The sequence below is a fragment of the Streptococcus sp. 3613 genome (assembly GCF_013277375.1).
Lineage (GTDB): Bacteria > Bacillota > Bacilli > Lactobacillales > Streptococcaceae > Streptococcus > Streptococcus pseudopneumoniae.
The window spans coordinates 1-18,941 of the sequence record NZ_VMMV01000068.1; the positions used below are offsets into that span (position 1 = coordinate 1).

At 40.1% G+C, this 18,941-nt stretch carries 15 protein-coding genes, 1 tRNA gene, 1 other RNA gene and 1 pseudogene; 15 read left to right on the plus strand and 3 right to left on the minus strand.

Features of this window, described 5'->3' with window-relative positions; all coding sequences use genetic code 11:
- Positions 1-113: 113 nt before the first annotated feature.
- Positions 114-1,355, minus strand: coding sequence for a D-alanyl-D-alanine carboxypeptidase PBP3 (pbp3, locus tag HT708_RS08240; RefSeq protein ID WP_172926252.1), 1,242 nt, complete (start codon positions 1,353-1,355; stop codon positions 114-116).
- A 102-nt stretch (positions 1,356-1,457) separates the two neighbouring features.
- On the opposite strand from pbp3, the gene cozE reads away from it, so the two are divergent.
- Positions 1,458-2,567, plus strand: a complete 1,110-nt coding sequence (gene cozE / locus HT708_RS08245; RefSeq protein WP_050079225.1) for a cell elongation protein CozE — start codon at positions 1,458-1,460, stop codon at positions 2,565-2,567.
- Positions 2,568-3,108: 541 nt separating this feature from the next.
- Positions 3,109-3,456: a transfer-messenger RNA gene (gene ssrA / locus HT708_RS08250) on the plus strand.
- Positions 3,457-3,641: 185 nt separating this feature from the next.
- On the opposite strand, the gene HT708_RS08255 is transcribed toward ssrA, so the two are convergent.
- A tRNA-Ser gene (locus tag HT708_RS08255) sits at positions 3,642-3,729 on the minus strand.
- Between the two features lie 161 nt (positions 3,730-3,890).
- Here HT708_RS08255 and HT708_RS08260 point away from each other — a divergent pair.
- The 4 genes from HT708_RS08260 (at position 3,891) to HT708_RS08275 (ending at position 9,880) form a co-directional block, all read left to right on the plus strand.
- Complete coding sequence (locus HT708_RS08260; protein ID WP_172926253.1) at positions 3,891-4,631, plus strand: DeoR/GlpR family DNA-binding transcription regulator; 741 nt, start codon at positions 3,891-3,893, stop codon at positions 4,629-4,631.
- Positions 4,628-5,539 (plus strand): 1-phosphofructokinase, encoded by a 912-nt coding sequence (gene pfkB / locus HT708_RS08265; protein WP_000640785.1) that lies wholly within the window; start codon positions 4,628-4,630, stop codon positions 5,537-5,539. The genes HT708_RS08260 and pfkB overlap by 4 nt, the downstream gene beginning before the upstream one ends.
- Entirely contained in the window at positions 5,536-7,488 is a 1,953-nt protein-coding gene (locus HT708_RS08270; protein WP_172926254.1) for a fructose-specific PTS transporter subunit EIIC, read from the plus strand. The genes pfkB and HT708_RS08270 overlap by 4 nt, the downstream gene beginning before the upstream one ends.
- A gap of 88 nt (positions 7,489-7,576) precedes the next feature.
- Entirely contained in the window at positions 7,577-9,880 is a 2,304-nt protein-coding gene (locus tag HT708_RS08275) for a DNA translocase FtsK (RefSeq protein ID WP_023932865.1), read from the plus strand.
- A gap of 153 nt (positions 9,881-10,033) precedes the next feature.
- On the opposite strand, the gene HT708_RS08280 is transcribed toward HT708_RS08275, so the two are convergent.
- Complete coding sequence (locus tag HT708_RS08280; protein WP_031222983.1) at positions 10,034-10,459, minus strand: DUF6556 family protein; 426 nt, start codon at positions 10,457-10,459, stop codon at positions 10,034-10,036.
- A gap of 139 nt (positions 10,460-10,598) precedes the next feature.
- Between HT708_RS08280 and HT708_RS08285 the strand changes: the two genes are divergently transcribed.
- The 9 genes and pseudogenes from HT708_RS08285 to HT708_RS08320 all read left to right on the plus strand — a co-directional run.
- The gene (locus tag HT708_RS08285; RefSeq protein ID WP_050365431.1) at positions 10,599-11,741 is read left to right on the plus strand and encodes a cysteine desulfurase family protein; all 1,143 of its coding nucleotides are present in this window, start codon (positions 10,599-10,601) and stop codon (positions 11,739-11,741) included.
- 8 nt (positions 11,742-11,749) lie between these two features.
- Positions 11,750-12,964 carry a tRNA uracil 4-sulfurtransferase ThiI gene (gene thiI, locus HT708_RS08290; RefSeq protein ID WP_172926255.1) on the plus strand — a complete coding sequence of 405 codons (1,215 nt, stop codon included), beginning with the start codon at positions 11,750-11,752 and terminating at the stop codon, positions 12,962-12,964.
- A gap of 137 nt (positions 12,965-13,101) precedes the next feature.
- Entirely contained in the window at positions 13,102-13,926 is an 825-nt protein-coding gene (locus HT708_RS08295) for an alpha/beta hydrolase (RefSeq protein WP_172926256.1), read from the plus strand.
- 22 nt (positions 13,927-13,948) lie between these two features.
- Positions 13,949-14,689 carry an esterase family protein gene (locus tag HT708_RS08300; protein ID WP_172926257.1) on the plus strand — a complete coding sequence of 247 codons (741 nt, stop codon included), beginning with the start codon at positions 13,949-13,951 and terminating at the stop codon, positions 14,687-14,689.
- A 12-nt stretch (positions 14,690-14,701) separates the two neighbouring features.
- On the plus strand, positions 14,702-15,868 hold the full coding sequence (locus tag HT708_RS08305) for an ATP-grasp domain-containing protein (protein WP_172926258.1): 1,167 nt from the start codon (positions 14,702-14,704) through the stop codon (positions 15,866-15,868).
- Between the two features lie 260 nt (positions 15,869-16,128).
- Positions 16,129-16,254, plus strand: coding sequence for a hypothetical protein (locus HT708_RS12190; protein ID WP_275690755.1), 126 nt, complete (start codon positions 16,129-16,131; stop codon positions 16,252-16,254).
- Between the two features lie 122 nt (positions 16,255-16,376).
- Entirely contained in the window at positions 16,377-17,870 is a 1,494-nt protein-coding gene (locus tag HT708_RS08310; RefSeq protein WP_172926259.1) for a class I SAM-dependent DNA methyltransferase, read from the plus strand.
- 12 nt (positions 17,871-17,882) lie between these two features.
- A pseudogene (locus HT708_RS08315) lies at positions 17,883-18,404 on the plus strand (restriction endonuclease subunit S); the annotation flags it as partial.
- Between the two features lie 17 nt (positions 18,405-18,421).
- Positions 18,422-18,941: restriction endonuclease subunit S (locus HT708_RS08320; protein ID WP_172926260.1), on the plus strand; the 520-nt coding region annotated here is incomplete at its 3' end.

Below are 18,941 nucleotides of genomic sequence, written 5' to 3' on the forward strand. Positions count from 1 at the left end.
GCTAGAAGCCTTGTCAGCCACCAGCATAGCTGGTGGTTTTCTTGTTTTTCTCTACGAGAAAAACTGGCTTGAAGCCATAATAAAAAAAAATCGCGGTTTAAATCGCGATTTTTTTATAATTTCTCGTTAACAAAGCGGACAAACTGATTCCACCAAACTTTTAAGAAGAAGGCTTTTTCCATTTTCTTGTCTGCAACCATTTCGAAACTAGGGCGCTCTGTGGTGATGTAACCTTGACCAATCAAGTCCTTGTCTTCGTAAGTCAAATGGCCAACCACTGTTCCAGCTTCAAGTGGTGCTGGGATTGCTTTGGAATCAGGTGTGAATTGAATAGATTGAGAAGATTGATTCCCGACACGTTCAATTAGATAGATATCCTCTGGAGCCACTGCAGTGACCGTATCTTCTTTTCCATCTTGTACAGGGGCTTTGCTATCTTGATAGGCATCGCCTTGCTGAACGATTTTGCGAAGTGTAAATGTTGAAGAAATATAATCCATTAGGGAAGATGTAGCTGTAAACCGAGCGTAGGGATTATTGTCTTGATGGTCTGCATTTAAAACAACTGTGATGACTCTCATGCCTTTTTCGACAGTAGTACCAACAAAAGATTCTCCAGCCTTATCTGTTGTTCCTGTTTTCAGTCCATCAAAACCACCACGGTAAGCAGGCATACCTTCTAACATGTAGTTGGTCGAAGTGATTGTCATTCCAGCAAAAGTAGAAGAAGGTTTTTTGGTGATTTCCAAGACTTGTGGGTATTTTTTGATGAGGTTACGAGCAACAATAGCAACATCATAAGCACTGAGCTTGTTTTCATCATCTTTTTTTGAGCCCGGGTAAATATTATCTCCTAGAGTCTCGTTGTTCAGACCAGTTGTATTGACAACAGTAGCATCTTTGATTCCCCATTCCAAGAGTTTGGCACGCATCATATCGACGAAGTCTTTCTCTGAGCCAGCAATTTTCTCAGCTAGGGCAATAGCGGCGCTGTTGGCACTAGATACCAGAGTTGCTTCAAGTAACTCTTCGACAGTATAATTACGGGCCTCCATAGGAACATTACTGGCTTCAGAATTTGTCGTCAATTGATAAGGATAGTCAGAAATATCTACAGGAGTGGAGAGGGTAATACTTCCGTTTTCCAGAGCTTCATAGACTAGATAAACCGTAATCAATTTTGTTATAGAAGCAATTTCGACTGGTTGAGTCGCATCCTTCTCATAGAGAATTTTACCAGTATTTGCCTCAACAGCAATGGCATGTTTTGCAGCAATATTAAAATCTTGAGTAGCAACAGTAGAAGCACCTCCTAAAAAGGAGACAGTTAATAAAGTTAACAATATTTTTTTCATAGTAGTCTTATTCTATCATAAAGAAAAAAAATATTCTTGCTTTAATAATTCATCCGTTAAGCTTTTTGAAAATATGGTAAAATAGAGTGAGGGAGGTAACTCATGTTTCGTAGAAATAAATTATTTTTTTGGACCACAGAAATTTTACTCTTAACCATCATCTTTTACCTATGGAGACAGATGGGGTCTTTGATTAACCCTTTTGTTAGCGTGCTTAATACAATTATGATTCCATTTTTATTAGGGGGCTTTCTTTATTATTTGACAAACCCTATTGTTACTTTCTTAAATAAAGTCTGTAAACTCAATCGTTTACTTGGTATTTTAATTACCTTGTGTGCTTTGGTCTGGGGAATGGTCATAGGTGTTGTCTATCTCTTACCTATTTTGATTAATCAGTTATCTAGTTTGATTATATCTAGTCAAACTATTTATAGTCGAGTACAAGACTTAATCATAGACTTATCTAATTACCCTGCGCTCCAGAATTTGGATGTAGAAGCTACAATTCAGCAGTTAAACTTATCCTATGTTGATATTCTTCAAAATATCCTAAATAGCGTATCAAATAGCGTGGGGAGCGTCTTGTCAGCTCTTATCAGTACTGTTTTGATTTTGATTATGACTCCGGTTTTTTTGGTTTATTTCTTATTAGATGGACATAAATTCTTGCCCATGCTTGAAAGAACGATTCTAAAGAGGGATCGCTTGCATATTGCAGGCTTATTAAAGAATTTAAATGCGACGATTGCTCGCTATATTAGTGGAGTTTCGATTGACGCAATCATTATAGGTTGTTTGGCTTATATTGGCTATAGTATTATTGGTTTAAAATATGCTTTAGTTTTTGCTATTTTTTCTGGTGTAGCCAATTTAATTCCTTATGTGGGGCCAAGTATTGGTTTGATTCCTATGATCATCGCAAATATATTCACTGATCCCCATAGAATGCTGATTGCAGTGATTTATATGCTTGTTGTTCAGCAGGTAGATGGCAATATCTTATATCCTCGAATCGTAGGAAGTGTTATGAAGGTTCATCCAATCACGATTTTGGTTTTACTTTTGTTGTCAAGCAATATCTATGGTGTAGTTGGAATGATTGTCGCAGTGCCAACCTATTCTATCTTGAAAGAAATTTCTAAGTTCTTATCCCGTTTGTATGAAAATCATAAAATAATGAAAGAACGAGAAAGAGAATTAGCTAAGTAAAAGTCAGGAAATTCCTGATTTTTCTTTACTGGAAGTGGCCTTTAGATTAGAAGATTGAAAATAAGTTAAAGTCCTAAACTAATTTTCACAGCTAAAAATAGTAGAAGTTAATCTGATAAAAATCGAAAAAACCAGTGGAATTCCGTGTCAGGGTAAGTTCCACTGGTTTTCATAGTCTATTAAAGTTCGAATGAAACTTATTTATTTTAGCACGACAAGTAAAACGTAGTCCGAATAATATAAGGATTGATTTTATAGTTTTTAAACTCAAATGAATTGAAACAAAGAGAGTAGGAAAATTCTCATTTGAAAGTATTTTAGAATAATTCTTTTCGTGCATTTCTTCAAAAAAGATAGCTTCATCTTAGGTATATGTTAAGTGGATTTCGTAAGCTCTATTCACAATCGTAAAGTTATGCACTGAGAAAGTTGTAGTTAGTCTCCCAGTTTGCTAAATTTCTCGAATAGTATCTTTTTTAGGTACGTGATTTCCTTTTTGCATTTTTGTGTTAGATAAGGTATAATAGTTTTATTGTCTTTTGGGGTCGTTACGGATTCGACAGGCATTATGAGGCATATTTTGCGACTCGTGTGGCGACGTAAACGCTCAGTTAAATATAACTGCAAAAAATAACACTTCTTACGCTCTAGCTGCCTAAAAACCAGCAGGCGTGACCCGATTTGGATTGCTCGTGTTCAATGACAGGTCTTATTATTAGCGAGATACGATCAAGTCTTGTCTAGCGGCTTGATAAGAGATTGATAGACTCGCAGTTTCTAGGCTTGAGTTATGTGTCGAGGGGCTGTTAAACTAATACATAACCTATGGTTGTAGACAAATATGTTGGCAGGTGTTTGGACGTGGGTTCGACTCCCACCGGCTCCATTATTCCTTTGCATTCTTTTGCATTCCTTGGTAAAACGTTGTTAAATCAACGTTTTTTATTTTTGTCTTTGGTATTCTTTTGCGAAAAAAGGAGTCACAAATAGACCCAAAAACAGACCCTATTTTTAAAAAAGGGATACAAAAAAGGATACAACATTTTTGTTGTATCCTAGAAATATGTTTTTCCACGGAAGACATGGGATTCGAACCCACGCACGCTGTTACACGCCTACCGCGTTTCCAACACGGCCTCTTAAGCCTCTTGAGTAATCTTCCAATACTTACTCAAATAGTCTACCATAAAGGCTCTTATCTTGCAATAAAAATTCTGGAAATAAGAAAAATGATAGAAATTGGAAGAAAATGATAAAAAATGCTTGACTTTGAAATAAAGTATGATAGAATGAATAGTGTAAACGATAACAGGAGGTGATTCAGTGTTAAAAACAGAGAGGAAACAACTGATTTTAGAGGAGTTAAATCAACATCATGTAGTTTCTCTAGAGAAATTAGTTAGTTTGCTAGAAACGTCAGAATCAACGGTTCGAAGAGACTTGGATGAGTTGGAAGCGGAAAACAAGCTTCGTCGCGTGCATGGTGGAGCAGAATTGCCCCATTCCTTGCAGGAAGAAGAAACCATTCAAGAGAAATCTGTCAAAAACCTTCAAGAAAAGAAGTTGCTGGCTCAGAAAGCTGCTTCTCTCATCAAGGAACAAGATGTCATCTTTATCGATGCTGGAACAACAACTGCTTTTTTGATTCATGAATTGGTCAATAAGAATGTTACAGTTGTGACCAACTCCATTCACCATGCCGCTCAGTTGGTTGAAAAGCAGATTCCAACTGTCATGGTTGGAGGAAACGTCAAGACGGCGACAGATGCTAGTATCGGGGGCGTTGCTCTTAACCAGATTAACCAATTGCACTTTGACCGTGCCTTTATCGGAATGAATGGTGTTGACGATGGCTATTATACGACTCCTGATATGGAGGAGGGAGCTGTGAAAAGAGCTATTTTGGAGAATGCCAAGCAGACCTACGTCTTGGTGGATTCGTCAAAAATTGGACAAACTTGCTTTGCCAAGGTAGCACCACTCAAACGCGCTATCGTTATCACTAGTCAAGGGCATGAGCTCTTGCAGGTTATTAAGGAGAAAACGGAGGTAATAGAAGTATGATTTATACAGTCACACTCAATCCATCCATTGACTATATCGTTCGTTTGGACCAAGTCAAAGTTGGTAGTGTAAATCGTATGGACAGTGATGATAAGTTTGCTGGTGGGAAAGGAATCAATGTCAGCCGTGTCTTGAAACGTTTGAATATACCAAATACAGCGACGGGATTTATCGGTGGCTTTACTGGTAAATTTATCACAGATACTTTAGCAGAGGAAGAAATCGAGACACGTTTTGTCCAGGTGGCAGAAGATACTCGTATCAATGTTAAAATCAAAGCAGACCAAGAAACAGAAATCAACGGAACGGGTCCAACTGTTGAATCGGTTCAGCTAGAAGAATTGAAAGCTATTTTATCTAGTCTGACAGCAGAAGATACAGTTGTCTTTGCAGGTTCAAGTGCTAAAAATCTAGGCAATGTTATCTATAAGGATTTGATTTCCTTGACGCGCCAGACTGGTGCGCAAGTGGTCTGTGACTTTGAAGGACAGACCTTAATTGATAGTTTGGACTACCAGCCTCTTCTTGTAAAACCAAACAATCATGAACTTGGAGCGATTTTTGGGGTTAAACTCGAAAGTTTAGATGAAATTGAGAAATACGCTCGTGAGTTACTGGCTAAGGGTGCTCAAAATGTTATTATCTCTATGGCTGGTGATGGTGCCCTTCTTGTCACATCTGAGGGAGCTTACTTCGCTAAACCAATCAAAGGAACAGTCAAAAATTCAGTTGGAGCTGGTGATTCTATGGTTGCTGGATTCACAGGTGAATTTGTCAAATCAAAAGACGCAGTAGAAGCCTTCAAATGGGGAGTGGCTTGCGGAACGGCAACTACCTTCTCAGATGACTTGGCAACGGCGGAATTTATTAAAGAAACATATGGAAAAGTTGAGGTAGAAAAACGATGAAAATTCAAGACCTATTGAGAAAAGATGTCATGTTGCTAGATTTGCAGGCAACTGAAAAAACAGCTGTCATCGACGAGATGATTAAAAATTTGACAGACCACGGTTATGTAACAGATTTTGAAACATTTAAAGAAGGAATTTTGGCGCGTGAAGCTTTGACTTCTACTGGTTTGGGTGATGGAATCGCAATGCCTCACAGCAAAAACGCTGCTGTCAAAGAAGCGACAGTTCTATTTGCTAAGTCAAATAAGGGTGTTGACTACGAGAGCTTGGATGGACAAGCAACTGACCTCTTCTTCATGATTGCAGCTCCAGAAGGTGCCAATGATACTCACTTGGCAGCCTTGGCAGAATTGTCTCAATACTTGATGAAAGACGGTTTTGCAGACAAACTTCGTCAAGCAACATCTGCAGACCAAGTTATCGAACTTTTTGACCAAGCTTCAGAAAAAACTGAGGAACTTGTTCAAGCACCTGCTAATGACTCTGGTGACTTTATCGTAGCTGTTACAGCTTGTACAACAGGTATTGCCCACACTTACATGGCCCAAGAAGCCCTTCAAAAAGTAGCTGCTGAAATGGGGGTTGGTATCAAGGTCGAAACCAACGGTGCTAGCGGTGTTGGAAATCAACTAACTGCAGAAGATATCCGTAAGGCTAAAGCTATTATCATTGCAGCAGACAAGGCCGTTGAAATGGATCGATTTGATGGAAAACCATTGATCAATCGTCCAGTTGCTGACGGTATCCGTAAGACAGAAGAGCTAATTAACTTGGCTCTTTCAGGAGATACTGAAGTCTACCGTGCCGCTAATGGTGCAAAAGCTGCAACAGCCTCTAACGAAAAACAAAGCCTTGGTGGTGCCTTCTACAAACACTTGATGAGTGGTGTATCTCAAATGTTACCATTCGTTATCGGTGGTGGTATCATGATTGCCCTTGCCTTCTTGATTGACGGTGCTTTGGGTGTTCCAAATGAAAACCTTGGCAATCTTGGTTCTTACCATGAGTTAGCTTCTATGTTCATGAAAATTGGTGGAGCTGCCTTTGGTTTGATGCTTCCAGTCTTTGCGGGTTATGTTGCCTACTCTATTGCTGAAAAACCGGGTTTGGTAGCAGGTTTCGTGGCTGGTGCTATTGCCAAAGAAGGTTTTGCCTTTGGTAAAATTCCTTATGCCGCAGGTGGTGAAGCAACTTCAACTCTTGCAGGTGTCTCATCTGGTTTCCTAGGTGCCCTTGTTGGTGGATTTATCGCAGGTGCCTTGGTTCTTGCCATCAAGAAATACGTTAAAGTTCCTCGTTCACTCGAAGGTGCTAAATCAATCCTTCTATTGCCACTTCTTGGAACAATCTTGACAGGATTTGTTATGCTAGCTGTGAATATCCCAATGGCTGCAATCAACACTGCTATGAATGACTTCCTAGGCGGTCTTGGAGGAGGTTCAGCTGTCCTTCTTGGTATCGTCCTTGGTGGAATGATGGCTGTTGACATGGGTGGACCAGTTAACAAAGCGGCTTATGTCTTTGGTACAGGTACGCTTGCAGCAACTGTTTCTTCAGGTGGTTCTGTGGCTATGGCAGCAGTTATGGCTGGAGGAATGGTGCCACCACTTGCCATCTTTGTCGCAACTCTTCTTTTCAAAGATAAATTTACTAAGGAAGAACGTAACTCTGGTTTGACAAACATCATCATGGGCTTATCCTTTATCACTGAGGGAGCGATTCCATTTGGTGCCGCTGACCCAGCTCGTGCGATTCCAAGCTTCATCCTTGGTTCAGCAGTAGCAGGTGGCCTCGTTGGTCTTACTGGTATCAAACTCATGGCGCCGCACGGAGGAATCTTCGTTATCGCCCTTACTTCAAATGCTCTCCTTTACCTCGTTGCTGTCTTGGTAGGGGCAATCGTAAGTGGTGTGGTTTATGGTTACCTACGCAAACCCCAAGCATAAAAAATAGATATAAAATGAAAAGATTGGACCGTTTGGTGCAGTCTTTTTCTCTTTCCGAAATGCCTGTGAAATATGGTATAATAGAAAAATGGCAAACAAGAATACAAGTAAAACAAGACGGAGACCGTCTAAAGCAGAACTCGAGAGAAAAGAAGCGATTCAACGGATGTTGATTTCGTTGGGAATCGCGATTTTATTGATTTTCGCAGCTTTTAAATTAGGAGCTGCAGGTATCACTCTTTACAATTTAATTCGCTTGTTGGTGGGTAGTCTAGCTTATCTGGCAATATTTGCCCTATTGATCTATCTCTTCTTTTTCAAGTGGATACGAAAACAGGAAGGACTCTTATCAGGATTTTTCACCATATTTGCTGGCTTGCTCTTGATTTTTGAGGCCTACTTAGTTTGGAAATATGGTTTGGATAAGTCGGTTTTAAAAGGAACCATGGCTCAGATTGTGACGGATTTGACTGGTTTTCGAACGACCAGTTTTGCTGGAGGGGGCTTGATTGGTGTCGCTCTTTATATTCCAACCGCCTTTCTCTTTTCAAATATCGGTACTTACTTTATTGGTTCTATCTTGATTTTAGTGGGTGCCCTCCTAGTCAGTCCTTGGTCTGTTTATGATATTGCTGAATTTTTCAGTAGAGGCTTTGCCAAATGGAGGGAAGGACATGAGCTTCGAAAAGAGGAACGCTTTGTCAAACAAGAAGAAAAAGCTCGCCAAAAGGCTGAGGAAGAGGCTAGATTAGAACAAGAAGAAGCTGAAAAAGCCTTACTCGATTTGCCTCCTATTGATATGGAAACGGGTGAAATTCTGACAGAAGATGTTGTGCTTGACGTTCCTCCTGTTCCAGAAGAAGAGTGGGTGGAACCAGAAATCATCCTGCCTCAAGCTGAACTTGAATTCCCTGAACAGGAAGATGGCTCTGACGATGAAGATGTTCAGGTCGATTTTTCAGCCAAGGAAGCCCTCGAATACAAACTTCCAAGCTTACAACTCTTTGCCCCAGATAAACCCAAAGACCAGTCTAAAGAGAAGAAAATCGTTCGGGAAAATATCAAAATTCTAGAAGAAACCTTTGCTAGCTTTGGTATTAAGGTAACAGTTGAACGGGCCGAAATTGGACCATCGGTGACTAAATATGAAGTTAAGCCAGCAGTGGGTGTACGGGTCAACCGCATTTCCAATCTAGCAGATGACCTCGCTCTAGCCTTGGCTGCTAAGGATGTCCGAATCGAAGCACCTATCCCGGGGAAATCCTTAGTTGGAATCGAAGTACCCAACTCTGAGATTGCGACTGTATCCTTCCGCGAACTATGGGAACAATCTCAAACGAAAGCAGAAAATCTCTTGGAAATTCCTCTAGGAAAGGCGGTTAATGGCACCGCAAGAGCTTTTGACCTTTCCAAAATGCCCCACTTGCTCGTCGCAGGTTCAACAGGTTCAGGGAAGTCAGTAGCTGTTAATGGCATCATTGCTAGCATTCTGATGAAAGCAAGACCCGACCAGGTCAAGTTTATGATGGTGGATCCCAAGATGGTTGAGTTGTCTGTTTACAATGACATTCCTCACCTCTTGATTCCAGTTGTGACCAATCCACGCAAGGCCAGCAAGGCCCTGCAAAAGGTTGTGGATGAGATGGAAAATCGTTATGAACTCTTTGCCAAGGTGGGAGTTCGTAACATTGCAGGCTTTAATGCCAAGGTAGAAGAGTTTAATGCTCAGTCTGAGTACAAGCAGATTCCACTACCACTTATTGTTGTGATTGTGGATGAGTTGGCTGACCTTATGATGGTAGCAAGCAAGGAAGTGGAAGATGCTATTATCCGTCTTGGACAGAAGGCGCGGGCTGCAGGTATCCACATGATTCTTGCAACCCAGCGTCCATCCGTTGATGTCATCTCTGGTCTGATCAAGGCTAATGTCCCATCTCGTGTAGCATTTGCGGTTTCATCAGGAACAGACTCCCGTACGATTTTGGATGAAAATGGAGCAGAAAAACTTCTTGGTCGAGGAGACATGCTCTTTAAACCGATTGATGAAAATCATCCAGTTCGTCTCCAAGGCTCCTTTATCTCGGATGACGATGTTGAGCGCATTGTGAACTTCATCAAGGCTCAGGCAGATGCGGACTACGATGATAGTTTTGAACCAGGTGAGGTTTCTGAAAACGACGGTGAATTTTCAGATGGTGAATCTGGTGGTGACCCGCTCTTTGAAGAAGCCAAGGCTTTGGTAATCGAAACTCAGAAAGCCAGTGCATCTATGATTCAGCGTCGTTTGTCAGTTGGATTTAACCGTGCGACCCGTCTCATGGAAGAGCTTGAGATGGCAGGTGTCATCGGTCCAGCTGAAGGTACCAAGCCAAGAAAAGTATTGCAGCAATAAAAAATAGCTTCTTTCCAAGGTTGGAAGGAGCTATTTTACTGGCTATTGATTACTTTTATACTCTTCGAAAATCTCTTCAAACCACGTCAGCTTTGCCTTGCCGTATATATGTGNNGCAGCCTACGGCTAGCTTCCTAGTTTGTTCTTTGATTTTCATTGAGTATTATTTTCTGAAGTTGGAGTATTGGGCTGTTTTTCATTTTCAGTGGCAGGTTTACTTGTAGCAGGTGTAGTAGAGTCCTGAGTTGCTGTTTTCTGATCTTCTTTTTTCTCTTCCTTGACGCTAGATTTTGGCGTTTCCTCTTGTTGTGTTTTTTCTTGACTAGTATTATTTTCCTTATTGGGACTAGTATTTTCCTGAGGGGATTCCTTTTGAATTTCTTTGACAATGGTTGTCGTCGGTGTTGTCGTCGGTTCTTTTTTGGTATTTTTATTATTATCCAAGGCATTCATAATCGTGATAGTCGCAGTAATCAAGCCGAGGATACTACCGATAGTAGTAATGGTTTTTTGAAAAACAGTAAAGCCTTTTTTGATATGTTCTGTTTTCGGTTTTGAAGTTCTACGATAGTTAGACATACATTCTCTCCTTTGATTAAAATTTATTATACCGCATTTCTTTAAAAAAAATCTTAAAAAAAGAGGAATTGCCCTTTCTTGTCGCAGGCTCCGTTTCATGATACAATAGAAGGAGTGATTTTAGAAAGCGTGAGAAAACATGATTTACTTTGATAATTCGGCGACGACCAAGCCTTATCCTGAAGCCCTTGAAACCTATATGCAGGTGACTTCAAAAATTTTAGGAAATCCATCTAGTCTCCATCGTTTGGGAGACCAGGCAACACGAATCTTAGATGCTTCTCGGCAACAGATTGCAGATTTAATCGGTAAGAAAAGCGATGAAATCTTCTTTACTTCTGGTGGGACAGAAGGAGATAACTGGGTTATCAAGGGTGTGGCCTTTGAAAAAGCCCAGTTTGGCAAGCACATCATTGTTTCAGCCATTGAACATCCAGCAGTTAAGGAATCGGCCCTCTGGCTGAAAAGTCAAGGATTTGAAGTGGATTTTGCTCCAGTTGATAAGGAAGGATTTGTGGACGTCGAGGCCCTAGCAGTTTTGATACGACCTGATACAATCCTCGTTTCCATCATGGCTGTGAACAATGAAATCGGTTCTATCCAACCTATTGAGGCTATTTCAAAACTATTGGCAGACAAGCCAACTATTACTTTCCACGTTGATGCGGTTCAGGCACTTGCTAAGATTCCAACTGAAAAATATCTGACAGAACGAGTGGATTTCGCGACTTTCTCTGGTCACAAGTTCCACGGAGTTCGTGGTGTTGGTTTTGTCTATATCAAGTCTGGTAAGAAAATTACTCCACTGTTGACTGGTGGAGGTCAGGAGCGTGATTACCGTTCGACAACTGAAAATGTGGCAGGGATTGCAGCGACAGCCAAGGCTCTCCGTTTATCTATGGAAAAGCTAGATACCTTTAGGAGCAAGACTGGGCAGATGAAGGCAGTGATTCGTCAAGCCCTTCTGGACTATCCAGATATTTTTGTCTTTTCAGATGAGGAAGACTTTGCCCCTCATATCCTGACTTTTGGAATCAAGGGTGTTCGTGGTGAAGTCATCGTTCACGCTTTTGAAGACTATGATATTTTCATCTCAACGACCTCTGCTTGTTCGTCCAAGGCTGGGAAACCTGCAGGAACTCTGATTGCCATGGGAGTAGATAAAGATAAGGCCCAGTCAGCTGTGCGTCTTAGCCTAGACCTTGAAAATGATATGAGTCAGGTCGAGCAGTTTTTGACCAAGCTAAAATTAATTTACAACCAAACTAGAAAAGTAAGATAGGAGCATTTATGCAGTATTCAGAAATTATGATTCGCTACGGTGAGCTGTCAACCAAAGGCAAAAACCGTATGCGTTTCATCAATAAACTTCGCAATAATATTTCAGACGTTTTGTCTATCTATCCCCAAGTTAAGGTAAGGGCAGATCGTGACCGTGCCCATGCTTACCTCAATGGAGCTGATTACACAGCAGTAGCAGAATCACTCAAGCAAGTCTTCGGGATTCAAAATTTTTCTCCAGTATATAAGGTTGAAAAATCTGTAGAAGTTCTGAAGTCTTCTGTGCAAGAGATTATGCAGGACATCTACAAGGAAGGCATGACCTTTAAGATTTCTAGCAAGCGTAGCGACCACAACTTTGAACTCGACAGTCGTGAACTCAACCAAACGCTTGGAGGAGCTATTTTTGAAGCCATTCCAAATGTGCAAGCTCAAATGAAAAGTCCTGACATTAATCTCCAAGTGGAGATTCGAGAAGAGGCAGCCTACCTTTCTTATGAAACTATTCGTGGGGCTGGTGGTTTGCCAGTTGGAACTTCAGGTAAGGGCATGCTCATGCTGTCAGGAGGGATTGATTCACCTGTAGCTGGTTATCTAGCTTTGAAACGTGGGGTGGATATTGAGGCTGTTCACTTTGCTAGTCCACCATATACTAGTCCCGGTGCCCTTAAAAAAGCCCAAGATTTGACTCGTAAATTGACCAAGTTTGGAGGCAATATCCAGTTTATCGAAGTACCTTTCACAGAGATTCAAGAGGAAATCAAAGCCAAAGTGCCAGAAGCCTACCTTATGACCTTGACGCGTCGTTTTATGATGCGTATTACTGACCGTATTCGTGAGGTACGAAATGGTTTAGTTATCATCAATGGGGAAAGTCTTGGTCAAGTAGCTAGCCAGACCTTGGAAAGCATGCAGGCTATTAACGCTGTGACCAACACTCCCATCATTCGTCCTGTGGTTACCATGGATAAGTTGGAAATCATTGACATCGCCCAGGAAATCGATACCTTTGACATTTCTATCCAGCCGTTTGAAGACTGTTGTACGATTTTTGCACCAGATCGTCCAAAGACTAATCCTAAGATTAAGAATGCAGAGCAGTATGAAGCACGTATGGATGTTGAAGCTTTGGTTGATCGAGCAGTGGCAGGGATTATGATTACTGAGATTACACCTCAAGCTGAAAAAGATGAAGTTGATGACTTGATTGATAATCTGCTCTAATTTAGAAAATCCAAAAGAATTTAGAAAATTAAATGAAAAAGTTAGTTTTTAATTCCAAAAATGGAAGCAAAACTAACTTTTTTTCTATAATTGTGATATAATAAAATAAAATTTTGAATATAGAGAGTTTTCTGACAATGAATCATTCCTACTTTTATCTAAAAATGAAAGAACACAAGCTCAAGGTTCCTTATACAGGTAAGGAGCGCCGTGTGCGTGTTCTTCTGCCTAAAGATTATGAGAAAGACACGAATCGTTCCTATCCTGTTGTTTACTTTCATGACGGGCAAAATGTCTTTTATAGTAAAGAATCCTTTATTGGTCACTCATGGAAGATTATCCCAGCCATCAAACGTAATCCTGATATCAGTCGCATGATTGTCGTAGCCATTGATAATGACGGTATGGGGCGGATGAATGAGTATGCGGCTTGGAAGTTCCAAGAATCTCCTATTCCAGGCCAGCAGTTTGGCGGTAAGGGTGTGGAGTATGCCGAGTTTGTCATGGAGGTGGTCAAGCCTTTTATCGATGAAACTTATCGTACAAAAGCAGACCGCCAGCATACAGCCATGATTGGTTCCTCATTAGGAGGGAATATTACCCAGTTTATCGGTTTGGAATACCAAGACCAAATTGGTTGTCTAGGTGTCTTTTCATCTGCCAACTGGCTCCACCAAGAAGCCTTTAACCGCTATATCGAGCGTCAGCAACTATCGCCTGACCAGCGCATCTTCATCTATGTGGGAACGGAAGAAGCGGATGATACAGACAAGACCTTGATGGCTGGCAATATCAAACAAGCCTATATCGACTCATCGCTTCGCTATTACCATGATTTGATAGCAGGGGGAGTACATCTGGATAATCTTGTGCTGAAGGTTCAGTCTGGTGCCATCCATAGTGAAATCCCTTGGTCAGAAAATCTACCAGATTGTCTGAGATTTTTTGCAGAAAAATGGTAAGTTAAGAAAGGAAAAAAACGAAATGCATATTGAACATCTCAGCCACTGGAGTGGCAATCTTAACCGTGAAATGTACCTTAACCGTTATGGTCATGCTGGGATTCCAGTTGTGGTCTTTGCTTCATCAGGTGGTAGTCACAACGAATACTATGATTTTGGCATGATTGATGCCTGTGCTTCCTTTATCGAGGAAGGCCGTGTTCAGTTCTTTACCCTCTCCAGTGTAGACAGCGAGAGCTGGTTGGCTACTTGGAAAAATGCTCATGACCAAGCGGAAATGCACCGTGCCTACGAACGTTATGTGATTGAGGAGGCCATTCCTTTTATCAAGCACAAGACAGGTTGGTTTGATGGCATGATGACGACAGGTTGCTCTATGGGAGCCTATCATGCACTCAATTTCTTCCTCCAGCATCCAGATGTCTTTACCAAGGTGATAGCTCTTAGTGGTGTTTACGACGCACGTTTCTTTGTCGGTGATTACTACAACGATGATGCTATTTACCAAAACTCGCCAGTAGATTATATCTGGAACCAGAACGACGGCTGGTTTATTGACCGTTATCGTCAGGCAGAGATTGTGTTGTGTACGGGTCTTGGTGCCTGGGAACAAGATGGTCTACCATCTTTCTACAAGCTCAAAGAATCCTTTGACCAGAAACAAATTCCAGCCTGGTTTGCTGAATGGGGACACGATGTCGCCCACGACTGGGAATGGTGGCGCAAACAAATGCCTTATTTCCTCGGTCATCTCTATTTATAAAAGGAGTTACCTATGAATTACCTTGTTATTTCTCCCTATTATCCACAAAACTTTCAACAGTTTACCATTGAACTAGCTAATAAAGGCATCACTGTCTTGGGAATTGGCCAAGAACCATACGAGCAATTGGATGAGCCTTTACGCAATAGCCTGACCGAATATTTCCGTGTTGACAATCTTGAGAACATAGACGAAGTCAAACGAGCAGTTGCTTTTCTCTTTTATAAACATGGCCCGCTTGATCGCATCGAGTCTCATAATGAATACTGGCTTGAGCTGGACGCAGCACTCAGAGAGCAATTTAATGTTTTTGGTGCCAAACCAGAGAATCTCAAAAAGACGAAATTTAAGTCTGAAATGAAGAAACTCTTCAAAAAAGCAGGTGTCCCCGTGGTCCCTGGAGCTGTTATCAAGACGGAAGCAGATGTTGATCAAGCAGTGAACGAAATCGGTCTTCCAATGATTGCCAAACCTGACAATGGAGTGGGAGCAGCCGCAACCTTTAAACTTGAGACAGAAGACGATATCAATCACTTCAAGACTGAGTGGGATCATTCAACTGTTTATTTCTTTGAGAAATTTGTCACTTCCAGCGAAATTTGCACCTTTGATGGTCTTGTGGACAAGGATGGTAAAATTGTCTTCTCAACGACCTTTGACTACGCCTATACACCGCTTGATCTCATGATTTACAAGATGGACAATTCTTATTACGTTCTCAAGGATATGGATCCTAAATTACGTAAATATGGTGAGGCAATTGTCAAAGAATTTGGTATGAGAGAACGGTTCTTCCATATTGAGTTCTTCCGTGACGGGGACGACTACATTGCCATTGAGTACAATAACCGTCCTGCAGGTGGTTTTACAATTGATGTTTATAATTTTGCTCATTCCTTGGACCTCTATCGTGGCTATGCAGCTATTGTAGCAGGAGAAGAGTTCCCAGCGTCAGAATTTGAACCTCAGTATTGTTTGGCTACTTCTCGCCGTGCAAATGCTCACTATGTTTATTCAGAAGAGGATTTGCTTGACAAATATAGCCAGCAGTTCAAGGTTAAAAAAATCATGCCAGCGGCCTTTGCGGAACTTCAAGGAGATTACCTGTATATGTTGACAACTCCTAGTCGACAAGAAATGGATCAGATGATTAAGGATTTTGGTCAGCGTCAGGCTTAAGAGACTATCGGATTAAGGAAATTCACTCCCTTAATCCTTTTGTTTTGTCTGATAAAAAGTAAGAGCATCCTAATAAGGTAGCTATCATAAAACTTGTTCGATAACTATTTGAAGCAGGATTAGGTGGTCAGAAATTGAATTTTAATACTTCAATTGAGTCATAGTATTGTGCTTTCGTATCCTTAAATCAGCTAAAAGGATCCATGACGACACCTATACGATATAGTTTTCAAGATACCAAACAAGTCTATTAATACTCAATGAAAATCAAAGAGCAAACTAGGAAGCTAGCCGCAGGTTGCTCAAAATACTGTTTTGAGGTTGTGGATAGAACTGACAGAGTCAGTATCATATACCTACGGCAAGGTGAAGCTGACGTGGTTTGAAGAGATTTTTGAAGAGTATAAAATATTCAGGTGACGCATAGATATAGTTAATTGAAGCTTTGTTTGAAATCTGATAAAATAATGATATTACTAAGTTTTAAAAACTAAAGAAAAGGGAAGATATGATTACAGGCGAATTAAAAAATAAAATCGATCAGTTGTGGGAAATTCTTTGGACAGAAGGAAATGCAAATCCTTTAACAAATATTGAACAGTTGACTTATCTCTTATTTATGAAAGATTTGGATAGTGTCGAACTTGGACGTGAAAGTGATGCTGAATTTTTAGGGATTCCTTATGAGGGAGTTTTTCCAAAAGATAAACCTGAATACCGTTGGTCAACTTTTAAAAATATAGGAGATGCTCAGGAAGTTTATCGTTTAATGACTCAGGAGATTTTTCCGTTTATTAAAAATCTCAAGGGGGATACAGATGATACAGCCTTTTCACGATATATGCGAGAAGCTATTTTTCAAATAAATAAACCTGCTACGCTTCAAAAGGCAATTTCTATCTTAGATGTTTTTCCAACTAGGGGATTAGATATAGATTTTGATAATGACAAACAAAGTATTACTGATATCGGAGATATCTATGAATATCTGTTATCAAAATTGTCGACCGCAGGTAAAAATGGACAGTTCCGTACACCTCGTCACATCATCGATATGATGGTTGAGTTGATGCAACCGACCATCAAAGATATCATCTCAGATCCCGCTATGGGTTCTGCTGGCTTCTTAGTATCTGCTAGCCGTTACTTAAAGCGTAAGAAAGATGAATGGGAAACCAATACAGATAATATCAATCATTTTCATAATCAGATGTTTCATGGAAATGATACGGATACGACTATGTTGAGACTTGGGGCGATGAACATGATGCTACATGGAGTAGAAAATCCACAAATCAGTTACCTTGACTCGCTGTCTCAAGATAATGAAGAAGCCGATAAATATACTTTGGTTTTAGCAAATCCTCCTTTTAAGGGCTCACTTGACTACAATTCAACCTCTAATGACCTTCTTGCAACCGTAAAAACCAAAAAAACAGAATTACTCTTTCTTTCTCTTTTCTTGCGAACTTTAAAACCAGGTGGACGAGCAGCAGTTATCGTACCTGATGGTGTCCTTTTTGGTTCGTCGAAAGCTCATAAAGGAATTCGTCAGGAAATTGTAGAGAACCATAAGCTTGATGCTGTAATCTCAATGCCTAGTGGTGTTTTCAAGCCTTATGCTGGAGTTTCAACTGCCATTCTCATCTTTACAAAAACTGGCAATGGTGGTACTGACAAGGTCTGGTTTTACGATATGAAAGCGGATGGTTTAAGTTTGGATGATAAGCGACAACCGATTAGCGACAATGATATTTCAGATATTATCGAACGCTTTCATCATCTTGAAAAAGAAGCAGAACGTCAGAGAACGGATCAATCTTTCTTTGTTCCAGTTGATGAGATAAAGGAAAATGATTATGATTTGTCTATCAATAAATATAAAGAGATTGAGTATGAAAAAGTTGAGTATGAACCAACAGAAGTCATCTTAAAGAAAATCAATGATTTAGAAAAAGAAATTCAAGCTGGCTTGGCTGAATTAGAAAAATTACTCAAGTAGGGAGGTGGCTGTATGAAAAAAGTGAAGTTGGGGGAAGTCTTATCTCTAAAAAAAGGCAAGAAAGCCACTGTACTTGCTGAACAAACAACTCTAAGCCAACGTTATATTCAAATAGATGATTTAAGAAATAATAATAATTTAAAATTCACTGAAAGTTTAAATATGACTGAAGCACTACCAGATGATATTCTGATAGCATGGGATGGTGCTAATGCAGGAACAGTTGGCTATGGGTTATCGGGAGCTGTTGGTAGTACAATTACGGTCTTAAAAAAGAATGAGCGATACAAAGAAAAAATTATATCAGATTACTTGGGAGTCTTTTTGGAAAGTAAATCGCAGTATTTACGAGATCATTCAACAGGGGCAACAATTCCTCATTTAAACAAGAATATATTACTTGATTTACAATTAGAATTGCTAGGTATCGAAGAACAAGAGAACATTATCTGTATTCTTAATACGATTAAAAGGCTTATTACTAAAAGAAAATTGCAGTTAGATGAACTAAACTTGCTCGTCAAATCCCGATATTTCGAGGAGGTGGTTGCATGAAGAAAGTGAAATTAGGGGAAGTGGCTACTTTTATCAATGGCTATGCTTTTAAACCTCAAGATTGGTCATCTGAAGGGAAAGAGATTATCAGAATACAGAATCTGACTAAAACTTCAACAGAGATAAATTATTATTCGGGTACGATTGATAAAAAATACATTGTTGAAGCTGGTGATATCCTTATTTCGTGGTCGGGTACATTAGGGGTTTTTCATTGGTGTGGAAGATCCGCAGTGTTAAATCAGCACATTTTTAAAGTGGTTTTTGATAAGATAGATATAGATAAATCGTATTTTAAATATGTTGTTGAAAAAGGTTTACAAGATGCTGTAAAACATACTCATGGTTCCACAATGAAACATTTAACTAAAAAATATTTTGATAATATTATGGTTCCATATACAAATTTGGGAGAGCAACAAAGAATTGCAAGTGAGCTGGATTTGTTAAGCAAGCTGATTTTAAGGAGACAAGAACAACTTGAAGAGCTTAATCTACTTGTAAAATCCCGATTTA